The 20,753-nt window shown below is 35.6% G+C and carries 13 protein-coding genes; 9 read left to right on the forward strand and 4 right to left on the reverse strand.

Going from position 1 to position 20,753, the window contains the following annotated elements; all coding sequences use genetic code 11:
* Window positions 1–153: 153 nt before the first annotated feature.
* The 3 genes from ACNQGH_RS01010 to ACNQGH_RS01020 form a co-directional block, all read right to left on the reverse strand.
* Entirely contained in the window at window positions 154–1,206 is a 1,053-nt protein-coding gene (locus ACNQGH_RS01010; RefSeq protein ID WP_417954117.1) for a UDP-glucose--hexose-1-phosphate uridylyltransferase, read from the reverse strand.
* A 1-nt stretch (window position 1,207) separates the two neighbouring features.
* Complete coding sequence (gene galK, locus ACNQGH_RS01015; protein WP_417954118.1) at window positions 1,208–2,377, reverse strand: galactokinase; 1,170 nt, start codon at window positions 2,375–2,377, stop codon at window positions 1,208–1,210.
* Window positions 2,378–2,601: 224 nt separating this feature from the next.
* On the reverse strand, window positions 2,602–3,627 hold the full coding sequence (locus ACNQGH_RS01020) for an aldose epimerase family protein (protein ID WP_417954119.1): 1,026 nt from the start codon (window positions 3,625–3,627) through the stop codon (window positions 2,602–2,604).
* Window positions 3,628–3,758: 131 nt separating this feature from the next.
* Here ACNQGH_RS01020 and ACNQGH_RS01025 point away from each other — a divergent pair, with 131 nt between their 5' ends.
* The 3 genes from ACNQGH_RS01025 (at window position 3,759) to fsa (ending at window position 7,899) form a co-directional block, all read left to right on the forward strand.
* Window positions 3,759–4,757, forward strand: coding sequence for a GntR family transcriptional regulator (locus ACNQGH_RS01025; RefSeq protein ID WP_417954120.1), 999 nt, complete (start codon window positions 3,759–3,761; stop codon window positions 4,755–4,757).
* A gap of 412 nt (window positions 4,758–5,169) precedes the next feature.
* Complete coding sequence (locus tag ACNQGH_RS01030) at window positions 5,170–7,209, forward strand: transketolase family protein (protein WP_417954121.1); 2,040 nt, start codon at window positions 5,170–5,172, stop codon at window positions 7,207–7,209.
* A 33-nt stretch (window positions 7,210–7,242) separates the two neighbouring features.
* Entirely contained in the window at window positions 7,243–7,899 is a 657-nt protein-coding gene (gene fsa / locus ACNQGH_RS01035) for a fructose-6-phosphate aldolase (RefSeq protein ID WP_417954122.1), read from the forward strand.
* A gap of 189 nt (window positions 7,900–8,088) precedes the next feature.
* Here the strand turns inward: fsa and ACNQGH_RS01040 are convergent, their stop codons facing one another.
* Entirely contained in the window at window positions 8,089–8,778 is a 690-nt protein-coding gene (locus ACNQGH_RS01040; protein ID WP_417954123.1) for an NUDIX hydrolase, read from the reverse strand.
* Window positions 8,779–9,132: 354 nt separating this feature from the next.
* Here ACNQGH_RS01040 and ACNQGH_RS01045 point away from each other — a divergent pair, with 354 nt between their 5' ends.
* From ACNQGH_RS01045 to ACNQGH_RS01070, 6 genes are all read left to right on the forward strand, one after another.
* On the forward strand, window positions 9,133–11,274 hold the full coding sequence (locus ACNQGH_RS01045; RefSeq protein ID WP_417954124.1) for a beta-galactosidase: 2,142 nt from the start codon (window positions 9,133–9,135) through the stop codon (window positions 11,272–11,274).
* 503 nt (window positions 11,275–11,777) lie between these two features.
* Window positions 11,778–14,822, forward strand: coding sequence for a SusC/RagA family TonB-linked outer membrane protein (locus ACNQGH_RS01050; protein WP_417954125.1), 3,045 nt, complete (start codon window positions 11,778–11,780; stop codon window positions 14,820–14,822).
* Window positions 14,823–14,852: 30 nt separating this feature from the next.
* Window positions 14,853–16,415: a RagB/SusD family nutrient uptake outer membrane protein gene (locus ACNQGH_RS01055; protein WP_417954126.1), complete on the forward strand. Its 1,563-nt coding sequence runs from the start codon at window positions 14,853–14,855 to the stop codon at window positions 16,413–16,415.
* Between the two features lie 80 nt (window positions 16,416–16,495).
* Complete coding sequence (locus ACNQGH_RS01060; RefSeq protein ID WP_417954127.1) at window positions 16,496–18,043, forward strand: alpha-N-arabinofuranosidase; 1,548 nt, start codon at window positions 16,496–16,498, stop codon at window positions 18,041–18,043.
* Between the two features lie 11 nt (window positions 18,044–18,054).
* Complete coding sequence (locus ACNQGH_RS01065) at window positions 18,055–19,665, forward strand: arabinan endo-1,5-alpha-L-arabinosidase (RefSeq protein WP_417954128.1); 1,611 nt, start codon at window positions 18,055–18,057, stop codon at window positions 19,663–19,665.
* Between the two features lie 85 nt (window positions 19,666–19,750).
* The gene (locus ACNQGH_RS01070) at window positions 19,751–20,746 is read left to right on the forward strand and encodes a glycoside hydrolase family 43 protein (RefSeq protein ID WP_417954129.1); all 996 of its coding nucleotides are present in this window, start codon (window positions 19,751–19,753) and stop codon (window positions 20,744–20,746) included.
* Window positions 20,747–20,753: the final 7 nt, after the last annotated feature.

Here is a 20,753-nt window from a genome sequence, read left to right on the forward strand (position 1 = left end):
ATGGTTTTTAAAATTGGTTGGTTAATAATTTTTTTTATCTAATTCTCCTTTTAAGAAAAAACAAAAGAGTAGCAGTCCTCCTTGTAAAAGAAAGAAATTGAAATTGAGCTATAAATCAATTCATTCGGAATTCCTACCGCCTTTTGTTTTAGTTTAAGAGGAATGCTTATAATGAGGTCCTGCTAAGTTTTTTAAAATTTCAGCACTTTTCTCAGGGGTAATATCTCTTTGTGATTCGCCTAGCATTTCATATCCGACCATGAATTTTTTTACGGTTGCGGAGCGTAACAATGGTGGATAAAAATGCATGTGAAATTGCCATTCCAGATGTAGTTCCCCATCAGTTGGCGACTGATGAATTCCTGACGAATACGGAAATGACGTTTCAAAAAGGTTATCATATTTTGTAGTTAATTGCTTTAAAATCGTCGCAAAAGCAGTTGTTTCGGTTTCAGTAAAATCAGTAATTTTCCCAAAATGGCGCTTGCTGATTACCATCGTTTCGTAAGGCCAGATTGCCCAAAAAGGAACCAACGCTACAAAATGATCATTCTCAATGACAATACGTTCGTTGCGTTTTAATTCTTCTATCAAATAATCCTGCAAAAGCGAACTTCCATGTTTATCGAAATATGCTTTCAGATTATTTTGTGTTTTCTCTACTTGGCTGGGTAAAGAAGATTGTGCCCAAATTTGTCCATGCGGATGCGGATTGCTACATCCCATAACACTTCCTTTGTTTTCAAAAATCTGAACATGATTGATATAATCTATTTTGCCCAAATCGGTATATTCTTTTTGCCAAGTATGAATGATGTCTTCAATGGCAGCAACAGGCATTTCCGGCAACGTCAGATTGTGTTTTGGTGAAAAACAAACCACTCTGGAAATTCCTCTTTCTGGTTGTGCTTTGAAAAAAGTTTCACTTTTATTGTCTTCAAATGCAATTTCTTCTTGCTTTAAAGCAGCAAAATCATTTTCAAAAACAAAAGAGTTTTCATACGTTGGATTTACCTCTCCGTTAGCTCTGACATTCCCCGGACATAAATAACATGTTGGATCATATTCTGGTAAAGAGTCTGAGGAAACCGTTTCGTTCTGTCCCTGCCAAGGACGTTTAGAACGATGCGGAGAAACCAAAACCCATTCGTTGATTAGCGGATTATAACGTCTGTGCGGATCTTCGTTGATATCAAAATATTTCATTCTAGTTATTTTTATAAAGTGATGTCCCGTTACCGATTTTAACATCATAAATTTTTAATTCTATTCCAAAAGTGTCAAAATAAAGTGCTGAAAGTTTCTTTTTAATAGCCTCTTCATGCCCCTTTTTTATCAGGTTGATTGTACAACCGCCAAAGCCTCCACCCATTAATCGGGAACCAACAACAGCTTCTTCATTTTTAAGAGTGGCAACGATCATGTCCAATTCGGCACAACTCACTTCATAATCGACTGATAATCCTTGGTGTGTTTCGAACATTAATCTGCCTAAAGTTTCGATATCTCCTTTATCCAAAGCTTCACAGGCTTGAATAACACGCTTAATTTCTTTTACTGCAAAAAGGCTTCTTTTAAATACATTTTCACTCATCTTGTCCTTGACGCTTAGTACTTGACTTTCGGTACAATCTCTAAAACTGTTTACTGCCGGGAAATTATTTTTTAGGATGGAAAGTCCCTCTTCGCATTCTTCGCGTCGGGTATTATATGCCGATGAAAACAAGGAATGTTTTACATTACTATCGAATAAAATCAAAGAATAATCACTAAAATTGGCATCATGGTATTCATACTCCAAAGTTCGGCAATCAATCTTTATCACTTTGTTTTCCTGTCCCATGACACTCGAAAACTGATCCATTATCCCGCAATTAATACCAACCCAGTGTTCCGCTTTTTGTCCCATTAAAGCGATATCAACTGGCTTAATATTCAAACTAAATAATTCATTTATTCCAAATAAAAAACCACATTCTAAAGCTGCTGATGATGACAAACCCGAACCAACAGGGATATTACTGCTAAAAACACAGTTGAAACCTTCAAATTCAAATCCATTGATTTTCAACTGATTGACCACACCGCGAATATAATTGGTCCAAACAGTTTCCGTTAATTCCATCGGACTGCTAAGATCCATTTCAAACTCATCAGTAAGATCTATCGCAATTATTCTAGACTTATTAGAATTGTTTTTTTCGAAAGCAAAACAAATAATTTTGTCAATCGCTGCCGGTAAAACATAGCCGTCATTGTAGTCGACATGTTCACCAATGATGTTAATTCTTCCCGGAGAAAGCACTATTTTTTGTGGCTCAGCGCCAAATGTTTCTTTAAAAAAAGAAGCCGTTTTTTTAATTAAAATATCATTCATTATTTAGAAATTGTAAGTGTTCCATTTTGCAATCGTTCGGAACTTGACGTTATTTTTATCTATTTTTTTAATTTTGAAGGTTCAATCTTTGCAGTAGGAGAAATCGTTACTTTCACCCAATAAGAAAGCTCTTTTTTCTTTATGTTTCGGAATCAACTTCATTTTTTGAGTACAATAAAAATTTTAAGCAAATAAAAAACCGTCATTATTATAATTATTTTTTATCAGAAAGATTGAAACTTATAAATCGTTTTATGATGATAGTTCTCGTCTTTTTTCAAAACTGAATTTGGAAAATGTTCGTGATTGGGTGCATCAGGAAAATTCTGCGTTTCAAAACAAATTCCGCTAAATGAATGGTAATCTATATTTTCTTTTCCTTTTACAGTATTAAAACAATTCCCTCCAACATAAATATGAACAGCAGGTTGATTCGTATAAACCGCCATTTTTAGATTATTCTTTTTATTAAAAAGCGAAGCCGAAAACTCGTTTTCTTTTTCTAAAACAAACGTAGTGTCTATTCTTGAAGGGCATTTCTTTGGCTGACTAAAATCAAAAGAAGAATCAGCAGTGTTTAAAAACCTTCCAGTTGGAATATTTCCTTTTGTCGTCTCCAACATTTTTTCGGAATTTACAATCAATTCCTGTTCTGAGATATCAGATTCATGGCCATCCAGATTAAAATAGCTGTGATGCGTTAAATTCACAATGGTATCCTCAGTAGTATTAGCTTTGTATTCTATAATTAATTCGTTTTCCTCAGATAAAGTATAGGTTAACTCAACTGAGAGATCTCCAGGATAATTCTCTTCATTATTTAGGCTCAAATAGGATAAAGTTATCGATGGGTTTCTACCTTCATTAAAATTTTCAATCTTCCAAATCTTTTGGCTGAAGTTCCCCTTTCCACCATGTAACGAATGATTATTATTGTTTTTATTTAAATAAATTTTTTTTCCATTCAAACCAAAAGTACCCTCATTTATTCTTCCCGCATATCTTCCGACTGTTGCTCCAAAATAAGGAGCGCTTTCTAAACCAAAGGATTCTATATATGCTTCTAAAGTATCAAACCCCAAAACAACATCTACAACCGCTCCGTTTTTCAATGGCATTTTTAATGAGGTAATCGCAGCACCATAATTAATAACCTTCAATTGCATTCCATTTCTGTTAGTTAACTCATAAGAATCAACAACTTCGCCATCGGGCATTAAACCAAACAATTCCATTACAGAGTCAATCATAAAATGTGATATGTATTTAATTTTTATTGTTTTTTTATGAAATATGAAAAAACAAAAGTAAAATAATTATTTCCACAAACATACCAGTACCTACCAGTTTTTATTATATTTACAAAAAAATCATTTATTTTATGAAAATCATCAACGTTCAAAATAAACAGGGTGTGCCAAAATACAAGCAAATTATTTCTTCCATTGAAAAATCCATAGAAGAAGGCCATTTAAAAAAGGATGAAAAACTACCCTCCATAAACAAAGTATGCCTGGAATTTTCATTGTCCAGAGATACTGTTTTACAGGCTTATGACGAGTTGAAAAAAAGGGGAATAATCTACGCTATTCTTGGAAAAGGGTACTATATAAAAAGTACAGAAGTCAGAATAAAACAGCGGATATTTTTACTTTTTGAGGAACTGAATATTTTCAAGGAAGACCTCTACAATTCCTTTTTAGAAAACATTGGAAAAGACGTTCAGGTAGATATTTTCTTTCATCATTTTAACATTCAGGTTTTTCGAAAACTAATAAATGACAGTAATGGCAACTACACAAAATACATTATAATGCCTACCAATTTAGTTGATGCAGCTTCCATTATAAAAACCCTACCAGTAAATGAAGTAATCATATTAGACCAAACCAATTCCGAATTAAAACTCTATCCGGCTATTTACCAGAATCATACAAAAGATATTTATAACGGCTTACTAAAAGGAAAACCTAAATTAAGCAAATATGAAAAACTGATTCTGATTTTCCCAGGATTCAGGGAACCATTAGGAATGAAAATGGGTTTCGAGAAATTTTGCCAGGACTACGCTTTCAATTATGAAGTCATCACTGAATTTAAGAATCGGGAAATAAAAAAAGAGGAAGTTTATATTATTCCAAGCGATAGGGATTTAGTTCTTGTGATTGAAAAAGCAAAGCTTCAAAATCTAAAATTGGGTACTGATTTTGGTATCATTTCTTATAATGAAAGTCCATTAAAAAAGATTGTGGAAAATGGTATAACCACAATTTCAACAAACTTTGAAGCCATGGGAAAAATTTTAGCAGAGATGATCCTGAACGGAAAAAAAGAACAAATAGAAAACAGGAGCGCCTTGATTATCAGGAATTCTTTGTAAAAAAATAATTCTCTTATTTGCATTCATAATTTAAAAAAAATAGAAATGCAGTTTTTTATTGGCAAAGAAAATGTGATTTTCACTTTAAAAAAGCAAGAAAAATAATTTATTTGTTATTGTAAAATAAATTTGCATACATTTGCAAATGTATTTTTTACACTTATTATTAATTGCTACGTTAAACCCTCAAAAATAGCATTTTATTTAATGGTCTTAGGAATACAGATAACAATAATTAAATACAACAATACGTTTTTAAAGCTATTCGCACGCTAGTCTTGAGGCAACCTTTTCAATCAAATCTAACCCATTTGAAAATGATTTAGAAGCTTTAGAATTTTATGTTGGCCTGCCTATAATAAAAACGAATCATCTATTTTTTTAAATTACAAGCAACTATTATAATTAAATTATGAATAAAAAAATTGACCAATTAGCCGCTGATAATATAAGAGCACTTGCCATTTCTATGGTAGAAAAAGCAAAGTCGGGACATCCCGGAGGTGCTATGGGAGCTGCTGATTTTATGCACATTTTGTATACAGAATATCTGAATTTTGACCCAACGGAAATGGATTGGACTTTTAGAGATCGTTTCTTTATGGATGCTGGACATTTATCTGCATTAATGTATTCCCAATATTTTTTATTGGGCAATTATAAAAAAGAAGATCTTCAAAATTTTAGGCAATGGGGTTCGGTGACACCAGGTCATCCTGAAGCAGATGTACTTAGAGGCATCGAAAACACCTCAGGACCTCTAGGTCAGGGACATACTATGGGCGTAGGAGCCGCAATTGCAGCAAAATTTTTAGATGCAAGATTTAAAGGACTCTTCAATCACAAAATATACGGCTTCATTACCGATGGTGGCGTACAGGAAGAAATTTCTCAAGGGGCCGGGAGAATTGCGGGACATTTAGGATTAAACAATTTTATTATGTTTTATGATTCTAATGATGTGCAGCTTTCGTCTATGACCGATGAAGTTACCTCCGAAGATACAGCAATGAAATATGAAGCTTGGGGATGGAATGTAATAACTATAGATGGTCACGACCATACGCAAATAAGAAAAGCGCTGAACGAGGCTCATGAAGAATCCGAAAAACCCACTTTGATCATTGGAAAAACAATTATGGGTAAAGGAACCGTTACGGCAACTGGCGACATGTATGAAGGAGAATGTGAATTGCACGGAAAACCAATTGGTGAAACCAAAGCAGATTATATAAAAACAATTATCAATCTCAATGCAAATCCTGAAAATCCATTTGCTGTTTTTGAAGAAGTTGAAACACATTATGCGAAAGTACTGGCGATAAAAGCTGAAAAAGCAGCTTATAAAAAACTTCAAATTAATACTTGGAGAAAAGAAAATACAGCGTTGTCCCAAAAGATGGATTTGTTTTTATCCGGAAAACTACCAGAATTAGATCTAAGCAGTGTTATTCAAAAACCTAATGCAGCCACTAGAGATGCTTCTTCTGCTGTTCTGGCTTATTTAGCAGAGCATGTGGAAAACATGATTGTTTCTTCGGCAGATTTATCGAACAGTGATAAAACAGACGGTTTTCTAAAAAAATCATCCATCTTGAAAAAAAATGATTTCAATGGAGCCTTTTTACAAGCCGGAGTTGCGGAACTGACCATGACCGCTATTGCAAATGGCATCGCACTTCACGGAGGTGTTATTCCTGTAGTGGCAACTTTTTTCGTATTCTCCGATTATATGAAACCTGCCATTAGATTAGCAGCTATTCAGGAACTTCCGGTAAAATATGTTTGGACACACGATTCATTCCGAGTGGGTGAAGACGGACCAACACACCAGCCTATTGAACAGGAAGCACAAATCCGTCTGATGGAAAAAGTAAAAAACCATTCTGGAGATCAGAGTTTATTAGCGCTACGTCCTGCCGATGCTATAGAAACTTCAATAGCTTGGAATATGGCATTAAACAATACCAAAACACCAACAGGTCTGATTCTTTCCAGACAAAATATAAAAGACATTCCTGCCCAAGGAACTTCAAGGTACCAGGAGGCAACTGAGGCGACAAAAGGAGGTTATTTAGTGAAATCTGTGCAAAATCCTGACATTACCTTAATCGCAAATGGATCGGAAGTTTCCACACTTTTAGGAGCAGCTATTCTATTGGAAAAATCTAAAACTCTAAAAATAAACGTAGCGTCAATTATATCAGAAGGTTTATTCAAACAACAATCAAAAGCATATCAAGAAAGCATCATTCCAAAAGGCAAATTGGTCTTTGGACTTACCGCAGGACTTCCCATAAATCTTGAAGGCTTGATTGGCGATAGTGGAAAAGTGATTGGATTAGATCATTTTGGCTATTCCGCACCTGCAAGTGTATTGGACGAAAAATTCGGATTTACAAGTGAACATGCTTGCGAAGAAATCCTTAAATATATTGAAGAAAGTAAATAAATAAACAACCAAAAAACTAAACAATAAAAAGACATGAAATTTTTTATCGACACCGCAAATTTAAAAGACATAAAAGAAGCCAATGATTTAGGGATCCTAGACGGCGTAACCACCAACCCATCGCTTATGGCGAAGGAAGGAATTACGGGAGCCGAAAATATTATTGCCCATTATGTAAAAATATGTGAACTGGTAGATGGCGATGTCAGTGCCGAAGTAATCTCAACTGATCTAGCAGGAATGATTGCCGAAGGAGAAAGATTAGCAGCTTTGCATCCTCAAATCGTGGTGAAAATCCCGATGATTAAAGAAGGCATAAAAGCTATAAAATACTTTTCGGACAAAGGAATAAGAACCAACTGTACTTTAGTGTTTTCTGCAGGTCAAGCATTGCTTGCCGCAAAAGCCGGAGCCACTTATGTTTCTCCTTTCATTGGCAGGTTAGATGATATTTCAACTGATGGAATGGCATTAATTGCTGAAATCAAATTGATTTATGACAATTACGGTTATGAAACACAAATTTTGGCTGCATCAGTACGTCACGTCATGCATATTTTGAATTGCGCAAAAATTGGAGCTGATGTAATAACAGGGCCATTAAGCGCTATTGAAGGATTACTAAAACATCCACTTACAGACAGCGGCTTAGCTACTTTCTTGGCGGACTATAACAAAGGAAATCTTTAATCATTCAGCACTACCCCTATTTAGCCATTTTATATAATACGGTAGTCTAATTAAAAGAAATAATCGCAAATCTTGAAATTGTAGTAAATCAAAGAAAATACGATTATTTGCATCGATTTTAGTTATACAAAAAAAGGAAGTCTCGAAAGCTTCCTTTTTTTATGTTCTGAAAACAGTCCAGAATTATTTTTATAAATTCAATACGAAATCATTCAATAACTTCGCATCGTATTTTTCTTTGTCAAAGGTATATAAATACGATCCTTTCCTGGAAGACATCATGTCTTTCTCTTCTAATTTCACAAGAATGTCTAACGAATTTATTTTACTGATAAAATTTCTCTTATCCAGTTCTTTACTTAAAATAGCTTCATATAATTCCAGCAATTGGCGCATGGTAAATTTTTCAGGTAAAAGCTCAAATCCAACCGGTTTTATGGAGGTTCTGTAACGCAATCTTCTAATGGCGTGTTCTACCATAGAATCATGGTCAAAAATTAATTTCGGTGCTTGAGCAACACTAAACCATTGTGCGTGATAATTTTGGATTAATTCTGCATTGTGGTTTTCAATATTAATTAATGCATAATAGGCAACCGAAATTGTTCTTTCCACAGGATCACGATTGATTTCACTATAAGCGTATAATTGCTCCATATATATATCGTGAAAACCAGTATATCGATTAAGTATTCTTATTGCTGCACTATCCAGTACCTCATCTTTTCTAAGAAATCCCCCTATTAAAGACCACTTGCCTTTTTCAGGTTCAAAATCTCTTTTGATCAGAAGTATTTTTAATCCTTCTTCATCAAATCCGAAAATAATACAATCTACTGCTAATAAAACCTTGTCAGCAGAACTATAACTATTTAACATACTACCTTTTTTTAGGGTAAATATATAAACTTCCTTTTAGGTTTCATAATTCTATTAATGTATATTTTACACTTCACAATTTAAAAGATCAAAAAACTGGCAACCTGATTGATTTAAATAAACTGCTTGGACCTATAAAGAACCACAAGTTACATTTTTCCGATTACTTTTATTATGGAATTGTGTTTTTAAATTCTAAAAAACAGCCCTTTTTTATTCTATATTAATTTGTCTTTGTAGCTTTTTTTTAATTAAATTTATAAATGTAAAAAATACACTTGACAATTATTTGAACAGAATGAAAACAGACCTCGTTTAAGCAAAAAGGCATAAAAAAATAAACACCGTTTTTTATTGACAAAAATCATCGATTATGCTGCACGCCCTGAACAACAATTTAATTATACCGATACCAAAATGAATAAAACAATCCTTTATTTCTTCTTTATTTTTTGTATGCATACAGTTGCATCCGGACAAAACATCAAAATGGACAAACTTCTTTTTGGGGTTGCTTATTACGATGAATACATGCCATACGACCGACTGAATACCAATATTCAAATGATGAAAGATGCCGGTATAAATGTAGTTCGTATTGCCGAATCAACATGGAGCACCGTTGAACCGCAAGATGGCGTGTTTGATTTCACTCATATTGACAGGGTCCTCAACGCCATGCACAAAGCTGGCATAAGCGTAATTGTTGGTACGCCAACCTATGCAGTTCCTACCTGGCTGGTACGAAAATATCCCGACATATTAGCTATAACTCCAGAAGGTCCTAATAAATATGGTGCCCGACAGAATATGGATATTTCCAATCCAAATTTTCGCAAACATGCTGAAATTGTAATTCGAAAAATCATGGAACATGTAAAGGATCATCCTGCTATTATTGGTTATCAAGTGGACAATGAAACCAAAGCTTATAATACTGCCGGTCCTGAAGTACAAAAACTTTTTGTAAAATACATGCAGGAAAAGTTCAAATCGCTCGATGTCATTAACAAAGAGTTTGGTTTAGATTATTGGAGTAACCGCATCAATAATTGGGATGATTTCCCTTCAGCAGTTGGAACCATAAATGCAAGTCTTGGATCTGAATTCTCGAAGTTTCAGCGTAAACTGGTAACCGATTATTTAACTTGGCAAGCATCGATGGTAAGAGAATACAAACGCCCGGAGCAATTTGTAACGCAAAATTTTGATTTAGACTGGAAAGGACATTCTTACGGTATTCAATCTGAAGTGGATCATTTTGCTGCTGCAAAAGCAATGGATATTGCAGGAGTAGATATTTATCATCCTACACAGGATAAACTTACCGGTATCGAAATCTCTTTCGGAGGAGATTTAAGCCGCTCCATGAAAGGCGGAAAAAACTATCTTGTCCTTGAAACCGAAGCGCAAGGATTTCCGCAATGGGTTCCCTATACCGGACAATTAAGATTACAGGCATTTAGCCATTTGGCAGCTGGGGCAAATATGGTGGAGTACTGGCATTGGCATTCCATTCATAATTCTGCAGAAACCTATTGGAAAGGCTTGCTCAGCCATGATTTTGAGCCAAATCCAACGTATAACGAAGCCAAAACGATTGGTAAGGATTTTGAAAAACTAAGTTCTCATTTAATTAATCTCAAAAAGAAAAATAAAGTAGCTATTCTTTTCAGCAATGAATCATTAACGGCATTCAAGTGGTTCGGATTAGGTTGGGGGAAGGAAAGTTATAATGACATTCTCCGTTCATTCTATGATGCTTTATATCGTATGAATGTTGGGGTAGATTTTATTGATCCTTCAAGTGATACTTTAGAAGACTACAAATTGGTCATTGTTCCTGCTTTATATGCAGCGCCCGATAGTTTATTGCAACGCTTAAATCTCTTTGTAAAAAATGGAGGTCATGTTGTCTATACTTTTAAAAGTGGATTTTCCGATCAAAATGTTAAAGTTAGAACGTCGAAGCAACCAGGCATTATTGATGAAGCCTGCGGTATTAATTACAGTCAATTTACCATTCCCGAAAATGTTTCATTAAAGGAGGATCCATTTAAGGTTGGTGCCGAAAAGAACAAAGTGAGTACCTGGATGGAACTGATTACGCCTACTACAGCAAAAGTTTTGGCTTACTATGACCATCCGGCTTGGGGGAAATATGCAGCCATAACAGAAAATAATTATGGCAAAGGTCTAGCAACCTATATTGGATGTGTAACAAGCACCGCCGTTACTGAAAAAATAGTGGAAGACGCGTTAAAGAAAGCTGATTTGTGGGGATTAGATCAACAAATCTCTTTTCCATTGATTACAAAGTCAGGAGTAAATGAAAAAGGCAAAACGATTCATTACTATTTTAATTACGCAGCAGTTGCAAACTCATTTAGTTACCCCTACAAAGAGAGTAAAGAATTGCTCTCTACAGAAAATGTACTAAAAAACAAAGAGGTTCATTTAGAACCATGGGGAGTAAAGATCATTGAGGAAAATTAATTCGAAATCAGCTTTTAGATCGCTTTACAACAACTGATTTATAGCGTCACAATTAACAAATTGTGACGCTATTTTTTTGGATGTAACTGATATTAAGAACCTGGACAATATTTTAATGAATTTTCTGATTTAAAATTTGGCTATTTACTTAAAGGCAAAAGCTATAAACAAGACTTTTGCCACAATATTAGGCTGGGTTACTAGCCCAAGCAATGTAAAAGTTGACTATTTAGCTTTTAAAAAAAAAAATAATTAAGAAAGGTGATTTTTTATATAATTGTTTGTTTTTTTTTAAAAAGCGTACATTTTAAACAAAGTAATTCTGAAAATCTGCTTTTTTTTAAAAAAATCGCAATATTTAAGTGTCGTTTTTACACTTAATTTACGAGATGTATTTTTTTTCGCGACTTATTTTATCATTTTAATTTGTTTTTGTAGATTTTTTTTAATTAAATTTACAAATGTAAAATACACACTTATAAATTAACCAAAACAAAAACAGAATGAAAACAAACCAAAGATTATTTTTTTATTGCAATTTTTTATTGCCAAGAAAAGAATGGTTACTAGCAATAGCAGTTATGCTATTTTCTACTTATAACCTTTCTGCACAGGAAGCTACACTTATTAAGGGAGTCGTTACGTCCACAAAAGACGCACTGCCTTTACCGGGTGTAAATGTTTTAATAAAGGGTACTAATACAGTAGTTGTTACTGGTTTTGATGGAGAATATTCAATAAAAGCGACGCCAAAAGATGTTCTTGTTTTTTCTTACATAGGATTTGCAAATCAAGAAATTACGGTCGGAAACAAATCTCAACTCAACATAGTATTAAACGATGATTTGAATAAACTTGACGAGGTAGTTGTTATTGGGTACGGGACACAGAAAAAATCAGATCTTTCAGGATCTGTTGGTGTTGTAAACATGGAATCTGCCAAAAAAACAGTAACCTATGATGCAGCGAAAATGCTTCAAGGACAAGTAGCCGGTGTAACGGTGCAATCATCTGGTGAACCAGGAGGATTTGTAAATATCAAAATTAGAGGACTTAACTCGTTTAGTAACAACAATCCTCTTTTTGTAATTGACGGGATGATCGTAGATGCTCCGTTTGATTTTGCACCAGGCGATATAGAATCGATGCAAGTACTTAAAGACGCTTCATCTGCAGCTATTTATGGTGTTCGAGGAGCAAATGGTGTTGTCATTATTACTACTAAAAAAGGAAAAAAGGGAAAACTGGATATCAAATACAAATCGGTTATCGGTTTTCAAAATGTATCTAAAAGATGGTCAGTAACCGACAGAGTAGGATATCAAACCATCACCAGCGCTGCAGAAAAAAATGCGGGATTAAGCATCGCACCTGGAAATGACCCAACAAATCCACTTTATATTAGCAATGTTGATACTAATTGGCAAAATGAGGCTTATGAGACCGGTATTATAGAAAACCATTCGTTAGCATTTAATGGTGGGACCGAAGATTTAGCCTATAACATGAATATGGATTATTTCAAAAACAGCAGTTATATCAAATCACCTCAAGATTATGAAAGACTGTCCATGAATTTGAATTTGAATGGTAAAAAAGCAAAATTCAAATACGGAACTAAAATAGGATTCACACAATCTGACAAAGAAAACTTTAACAGTTATGTTGGAGAATCTGCAATTAGTGCTTTGATAGGCGCTATTCCTACAATGCCTGTTTATGACGAAAACAGATTAGGTGGATACGGAGGTACAGACAATTTAACACAAAGAGCAATATCGCTTAATGTTATTGGATTTAATAACTTAATAACAAACAATGGAAAAAGAAACCGTTTCATTGGCGACATTTGGGGAGAATACGAAATCGTAAAAGGATTAAAATATAAAATAGACGCCAGTTTTGACAGGTTAGATTATCAAAACCGCAAATTTAATCCGCAAAGTGATTTAGGATGGTACTACATTACCACAAAAGAAGAAGCATCTTTAGACGTATCAACTGGTAACGAAACTAAAACTTTTCTCAACAATTTACTAACCTACTCTTTAGATGTTAACAGGCATAAAATTGATGTTTTAGCCGGTTGGGTACAAGAAAGTAAAGACTATTACAACCACTGGTCAAGAGGTGTAGGGTATGATTCAGGTGAAATCAGTAAATTACAGTATGCTGAAGACACTAGTACAGGCGAGTCTCAAACTGCAATTAGAGGTACTTCTTACATAAGCCGACTCAATTACTCCTTTGATGATCGTTATTTGTTTCAAGCGAACTTTAGACAAGACAAATCGTCTCTTTTTAGTGAAAATTACAATACCACTAATGCCTACTCTTTCTCAGGAGCTTGGAAATTGAGCAATGAAAAATTCATTCACCTGCCAGAATGGGTAAACACCATTAAATTAAGAGGTAGCTATGGTAAATTAGGAAACAACACGATTCCTGCGTATTTTTTTGCTACAACAATCAATAGTTTTGCGGGATACGATTTTAATAATCAGTTAGCTCCCGGTACAACAGTGGTAAGTTCATTAGATCCAAATGTACGATGGGAAGATAATAAAACAACCGATGTGGCGCTTGAGCTTGGATTTTTTAATAATGATTTGCAGTTTACCGCAGAATATTATGTTAAAAACTCTACGAATCTTTTAATTGGTGTTCCATTACCATTTTCTACGGGTGCTTTCCCTGCAAGTATTACAACAAATGCTGGTGCAATGAGAAATAAAGGTTTTGAGTTTTCGGCAACGTACAACAACAACCATAATGCTTTCAAATACAGCATATCTGCCAATTTAGGAACCTTGAAAAATGAAGTATTACAAATTGGTATCAATGGAAATCCAATCTATGGTGCCGCTTCAAAAACAGAAGTAGGTAGATCTATGGGAGAAATTTATGCTTACGAAACTGACGGTATTTTTCAAAATGCTGCTGAATTGGCTGCTGCTCCGACACAAACTAATGCTGGAGTTGGGGATATTAAATTTAAAGATATTAATGGAGACGGTATGATCAGTGATCTTGACAGAACGTTTCAAGGTGTTACCATTCCTAAATACAGTTATGGCATAAACCTTAGCGGCTCTTACAAAAACTGGGATCTATCTATGTTTTGGCAAGGAAGTGGCGGAAACAAAGTTTTCAATAGTATCTACCGTAACTTAATGGCTGGACAATATGGTAACCATAGCACTGACATGCTTAACTATTGGACTCCAACAAACACAGCAACAAACGTTCCACGCCCAATTATTGGTGACCCGAATGCAAATGGCAGGGATTCAAATCGATTTATTGAAAATGGAGACTACATAAAGCTGCAAACTATGGAAATTGGATATGAAATTCCATTTGCTACAAAAAGTTTTATTCAAAAAGCTAAGGTATATGTAAATGGTCAGAACCTATTTACTATTAGTAAATACAAAGGAGGAGACCCTGATTTTAACAGCAACGACGGATCATTCTCCAGAGGATATGATGGTGGTTCATTCCCAAATCCTAGAACTGTTTCTTTAGGACTTGAAGTGAATTTTTAAAAACAACCAAACCAATTAAAACGAATCAAAATGAAATATAAAATATTTAATTATCTAGCTGGTTTCTTTTCACTGGCAGTTATAACAACAAGTTGTGTTAACAATGAAGATTTAGTTCAGCTTGACCCCAATAATGATGCCGCAGACTCATTCTGGAAAACGGACCAAGACGCTATAGAAGGTGTGAATGCCGCTTATGGCAGTTTACTAACCGATGGTACTTACATGCGAAGCACTCCTTTATTATTAGACTTAAAAGGAGATGACACCAGAAGTAACAGCCCATGGGATGCAATGTATAATGTTGGTCGTTTCAACTCCAATGTTTCGAATTCTGCCATTTATGGTTGGGCTTATGAAACCTACTATCAAGGTATTTACCGTGCTAATCAAGTTTTGACAAATGTATCCACTATCAATATGACCGATGCAGCGCTTAAAAGCAGAATCTTAGGTCAAGCCTATTTCTTGAGAGGATTGTATTTATTTCATGCGGTAAATATGTTTAAGAACGTACCATTACCAACAGAAATTGCCGCTTTTTATCCTCAAAAAACAGAAGCAGAAGGATGGAAACAAGTTATTGCAGATTTTAAAGCTGCCGCAGATTTGCTTCCTACTTCTTATACCAATGTTACTGGTTTAGATGCAGGTGAAAAAGGGCGCGCCACAAAAGGAGCGGCTTTAGGATATCTAGGAAAAGCGTACTTGTTTACCAAGGATTTCACAAATGCAAAAATTGCATTTAAACAAGTCATTGATTTAGGAGTTTACTCTTTAGTATCTAATTACCGTGATAACTTTACTGACACCAACGAAAACAATTCAGAATCGCTGTTCGAAGTACAATTTAGTAGAAGTGCAGGTGGTGTTGACTTAGGATGGGGTGGCGCTCCTGCCTCTGGCTGGGGAAAAACATCCGCAAGAGCCATCACTTATGGCCCTAGAGCTTTTGGATGGACTGACGTACAACCAACATGGACATTATTTAATGAATACCATGATGAAAAAACTACGGCGAATACAGTAGATCCACGTTTAGATGCCACTATGTTCTATAACAAACCTGGAGGCATGCAACTTTACGGACAAAATTTCGCTACTTTTTATGCAGGAAACCCACAGGATTTAAATGATTTATTTTGTAGAAAATATGAAAATTCGGATGGGAATTATGCAAACGAATTCGATTGGCGTTCCGGCATAAACGAACGTCTGTTACGTTATGCTGATGTGTTGTTAATGTACGCTGAATGTTTAAACGAAACAGGAGATACCCCGGGTGCATACACTTACATTCAAAAGGTTAGAGACAGGGTAGGCTTGAAAAATTTAGCCATTGCAAAACCAGGATTAAGTCAAGCTGCCATGAGAGAGCAAATTGGACATGAAAGATTTTTGGAATTCCCGCTGGAAGGACACCGTTTTGATGACATTCGCCGTTGGGGATGGTTGCAAGATCCAACAAAATTAGCATGGTTAAAATCAAGAGATGTTGAATTTAATTCCTACGCAACAGGAAGAGAATTTTTCCCAATACCGCAATTAGAAATGGATAACAATCCAGGAACAATTCAAAACAGTGGTTATTAATATTTGAATTAATTAAACTTTAATATCATGTGGCATACCTTACAAAAAGGTGCCACGTGATATTATAACTTAAAAACAACATGAAAAAAGCAGTATTACTACTATTTGTTTTTACTTTTTGCAATCAAATTATTGTTGCGCAAAAAGAGATCACAGTACTTTCTATAAAAAACAGTGCAAATGCACCTACTATCAATAAAAATATCTACGGACATTTTGCAGAACATTTAGGAAGATCGATTTACGGAGGCTTTTTTGTTGGGGATACTTCAAAAATACCCAATACAAAAGGAGTGCGTAACGATATTGTTGAGGCCCTTAAAAAATTAAAAATTCCCAATTTAAGATGGCCAGGTGGTTGTTTTGCAGACACCTATCACTGGAAAGATGGGATTGGTCCAAAAGAAAACCGACCAACAATAGTAAACCAATGGTGGGGAGGAACTACTGAAGACAATAGTTTTGGAACTCATGATTTTTTAAACATGTGTGAATTACTTGGTGCAGAACCTTACTTATCCGGAAATGTGGGAAGCGGGACTGTACAAGAACTTTCAGATTGGGTACAATACGCCAACTTTGGAGGTAAAAGTCCAATGAGCGATTTGCGTAAAAAAAATGGCAGGATAGAACCCTGGAAAGTAAAAATTTGGGGAATTGGCAATGAAGCTTGGGGTTGTGGTGGTAATATGAAACCAGAATACTATGCTGGCGAATACCGTAAATATGCCACTTTCATGTCTGATTGGGAAAACACAGGCGGTTTAATGCGTATTGCGTCAGGTGCAAGTGATGCTGATTATAACTGGACAGAAACATTAATGAAGAATATCCCAGGAAATATGTTGGGCGGTGTAGCCATGCACCATTATTCTGTAATAGAATGGAACAAAAAAGGCGATGCAGTAGATTTTACTGAAGGGCAATATTTCACAACCATGAAAGAAGCCTTAAAAATGGATGAGCTAATTACCAAACATGGCGCTATTATGGATAAATACGACCCTGAGCAAAAAATTGCTTTGGTTGTAGATGAATGGGGAGGCTGGTACGATGTGGAAAAAGGAACCAATCCTGGATTTTTATACCAACAAAACACAATGAGAGATGCTGTTTTGGCTGGGGCGACGCTTAATATTTTTAACAACCACGCTAATAGAGTGAGGATGGCTAATTTGGCGCAATGTGTAAATGTTTTACAAGCGGTAATACTTACCGATAAAGCCAAAATGATTGTAACGCCTACCTATCATGTGATGCAAATGTACAGCGTTCATCAAGATGCAAAATTAGTACCAATTGAAATAAATTCACCACTGTATACCTATAACGGCCAAACACTCCCAGCATTATCTGCTTCGGTATCGAAAGATAAAAATGGATTGGTTCATATTTCATTGGTAAATATTGACTCTAAAAAAGAAAATAAAATCGAAATCGACATAAAAGAACTTGGAATCAAAAATGTTTCAGGAAGCCTATTAGCATCCCCAAAATTGCAAGATTTCAATTCCTTTGACAATCCAACAAAAATCCAACCTACTACTTTCAAAGGTTTTGAGATAAAAAAAGGCAAGTTAGTAATAACAGTCCCTCCTTTTTCTGTAATAATGTTAGAAGGAAAATAAAAAATGAAAAAATGAAAAAATCAAATTCCATTTTAAAATTAGTCCCTTATCTAGTGCTTTTTTTAGTAGTTGTATCGGTTAGTAGTTGTTCGAGCAATGATGCCCCTACGCCGGATCCTGTGATACAACCCGTACCGCCAGTGGTAGTTGTACCAGGTTTTCCTGGACCTTCCTACTTAGATAATTACACTTCCATTTCCTCTTGGGGTTCTAATTCACAATGGAATTTGGCTAATGTACACGATCCTTCCGTCGAAAAATGCGGTGACTATTACTATATGTATCAGACGGATGCTTCCTACGGAAATGCTACAGAGGGACATGGACATTTCTTTTACAGACGTTCTAAAGATCTTGTCAATTGGGAATTTATGGGTTCATCCATGACAACAGCTCCGGCTTGGGTAAAGGATTCTCTGAATAACAAAAGAGCTCGTATGGTTCCGGCATTACCCGCAATACAAAATCCCAGCTATGGATATTGGGCACCCTGTGTTAGAAAAGTAGGTGCTAAATACAGAATGTATTATAGTATTGTGGTTACTGAGCCCATTGTAGGAACAGATTACAATACTTCATGGTCAGAACGTGCTTTCATTGGTCTTGCAGAAACCGATGATTTAGCCTCGAATGTTTGGACAGATAAAGGAATGGTAGTTTGCTCTGAGCCTGATGGTATAAAAAGTTACGTCAGAAATGGTGGCAATGATTGGGAAGCTTATTTCAAATTTAATGCCATTGATCCAAGTTTTGTCAGTACCCCGGAAGGCGATCAATACCTGATATACGGATCTTGGCATTCCGGTATTGCAGCATTGAAACTAAATCCAATAACGGGTAAACCGAACCAATTGAAGACCCTAAGCGATTATGGAGTTAAAATAGCGAGCCGCGGAAACAGTCGCTGGCAAGCTTCTGAAGGCCCTGAGATTATTTACAATGCTGTTACCGGTTACTATTACCTCTTTATGGCGTATGACGAACTATCAGTAGCTTACAATACTCGTGTTGCCCGTTCAAAAAGTATAACGGGTCCTTATATAGGAATTGATGGAGGAAATGTAACAACTGGTGCCGAATGTTGGCCAATGGTAACACATCCTTATGCATTTAACTACCATACGGGCTGGGTTGGAATTTCGCACTGTGCCATTTTCCAAAATCCAGACACCAAAGAATGGTTTTATTCCTCACAAGCTCGTTTACCTGAAGGTGTTCCAGGAATTAATGTTTCCAATGCGATAATGATGGGACACATTCGAGCCATACAATGGACGGAAGACGGATGGCCAGTAATCGCCCCTGAACGTTATGCTGCAGTACCTAAAACGACAATTACAGAAGCTTCATTTATAGGTTCTTGGGAACAAATTACGATGAATTACCAATACAAAACCATTCAAAAATCAGTCACTATATACTTGACAGCCGACAAAAAAGTGAGCGGAGGTAGTACAGGAACCTGGTCATACGACAGTACCAATGAAGTGCTCACCGTGAATGGGAATAAATGTAAAGTAAGCGATGCCTGGGATTGGGAAAGCGCAACTCGTAAAGTAACAATTACCTATTCGGGACTTACCCCGGGAGGACTTCCTGTTTGGGGTAAAAAAATAAACTAATTTAGTTCCTTTTGCTATATAATTAAGGAATCCAAACTGCCCTTTCTATTTTAGGAAGGGCGTTTGAATAAAAATGAAACAAAAAATGAAAAGCATATTTTTAATCCTTTTTTCCGTTGTGGTACTTTATTCGTGCAAAACAATTAAGCCAGATGTAGTTAACGCTGCTACGAATGGAGAAAAAACGGGTCTACCCTTACCAATCAACAACCCAATAATTAAAGACAAATACACAGGTGATCCAGCAGCTTTGGTTTACAAAGACAAAGTGTACCTTTATGCAGGTCATGATGAAGCACCAAATGATTTTAATTTTTATAAAATGAATGAGTGGTTGGTGTATTCCTCATCGGATATGGTGCATTGGCAGGAACATCCCGTTCCGCTTAGAGTAACTGATTTTGCTTGGGCAAAATCGGATGCATGGGCAGCACAAGTTATTGAACGCAATGGAAAATTTTATTGGTATATTACTGTTGAACACGGAACTATTAATGGCAAAGCAATAGGTGTTGCTGTATCTGATAGTCCAACAGGACCATTCAAAGACGCTCTGGGAAAGGCGCTTGTTACAAATGATATGACTACTCAAACCAAAATTAGTTGGGATGATATCGACCCAACCGTTATGATTGATGATGATGGTCAGGCCTATTTATTTTGGGGAAACACGGTATGCCATTATGCAAAATTAAGAGCAAACATGACTGAACTTGATGGTCCAATCCAAACTATTGCCTTACCAAATTATACTGAAGCGCCTTGGATTCACAAGCACAAGGACTGGTACTACTTATCGTATGCCTATCAGTTTCCTGAAAAAATTGCCTATGCGATGAGTAAATCTATCAATGGACCATGGGAATATAAAGGAATTTTAAATGAAATTGCCGGAAATTCAAATACCAATCATCAATCTATAATTGAGTTCAAAGGTGTTCCTTATTTTATCTATCATAATGGAAGCATGCAACCCAATGGTGGTAGTTTCAGAAGATCTGTTTGTATAGACAGACTGTATTACAATACAGATGGAACAATGAAACGAATAATTATGACATCGGAGGGTATTCAAAAATAAAAAAACA

The sequence above is a fragment of the Flavobacterium kochi genome (assembly GCF_048286715.1).
Lineage (GTDB): Bacteria > Bacteroidota > Bacteroidia > Flavobacteriales > Flavobacteriaceae > Flavobacterium.

Excerpts from the sequence above, each read along its gene's own strand:
- ACNQGH_RS01050 (WP_417954125.1), top strand. The coding sequence starts at position 11,778 with ATGAAAACAAACCAAAGATTATTTTTTTATTGCAATTTTTTATTGCCA.
- ACNQGH_RS01025 (WP_417954120.1), top strand. The coding sequence starts at position 3,759 with ATGAAAATCATCAACGTTCAAAATAAACAGGGTGTGCCAAAATACAAG.
- galK (WP_417954118.1), bottom strand. The coding sequence starts at position 2,377 with ATGAATGATATTTTAATTAAAAAAACGGCTTCTTTTTTTAAAGAAACA.
- fsa (WP_417954122.1), top strand. The coding sequence starts at position 7,243 with ATGAAATTTTTTATCGACACCGCAAATTTAAAAGACATAAAAGAAGCC.
- ACNQGH_RS01060 (WP_417954127.1), top strand. The coding sequence starts at position 16,496 with ATGAAAAAAGCAGTATTACTACTATTTGTTTTTACTTTTTGCAATCAA.
- ACNQGH_RS01040 (WP_417954123.1), bottom strand. The coding sequence starts at position 8,778 with ATGTTAAATAGTTATAGTTCTGCTGACAAGGTTTTATTAGCAGTAGAT.
- ACNQGH_RS01010 (WP_417954117.1), bottom strand. The coding sequence starts at position 1,206 with ATGAAATATTTTGATATCAACGAAGATCCGCACAGACGTTATAATCCG.
- ACNQGH_RS01020 (WP_417954119.1), bottom strand. The coding sequence starts at position 3,627 with ATGATTGACTCTGTAATGGAATTGTTTGGTTTAATGCCCGATGGCGAA.
- ACNQGH_RS01070 (WP_417954129.1), top strand. The coding sequence starts at position 19,751 with ATGAAAAGCATATTTTTAATCCTTTTTTCCGTTGTGGTACTTTATTCG.
- ACNQGH_RS01065 (WP_417954128.1), top strand. The coding sequence starts at position 18,055 with ATGAAAAAATCAAATTCCATTTTAAAATTAGTCCCTTATCTAGTGCTT.
- ACNQGH_RS01030 (WP_417954121.1), top strand. The coding sequence starts at position 5,170 with ATGAATAAAAAAATTGACCAATTAGCCGCTGATAATATAAGAGCACTT.
- ACNQGH_RS01055 (WP_417954126.1), top strand. The coding sequence starts at position 14,853 with ATGAAATATAAAATATTTAATTATCTAGCTGGTTTCTTTTCACTGGCA.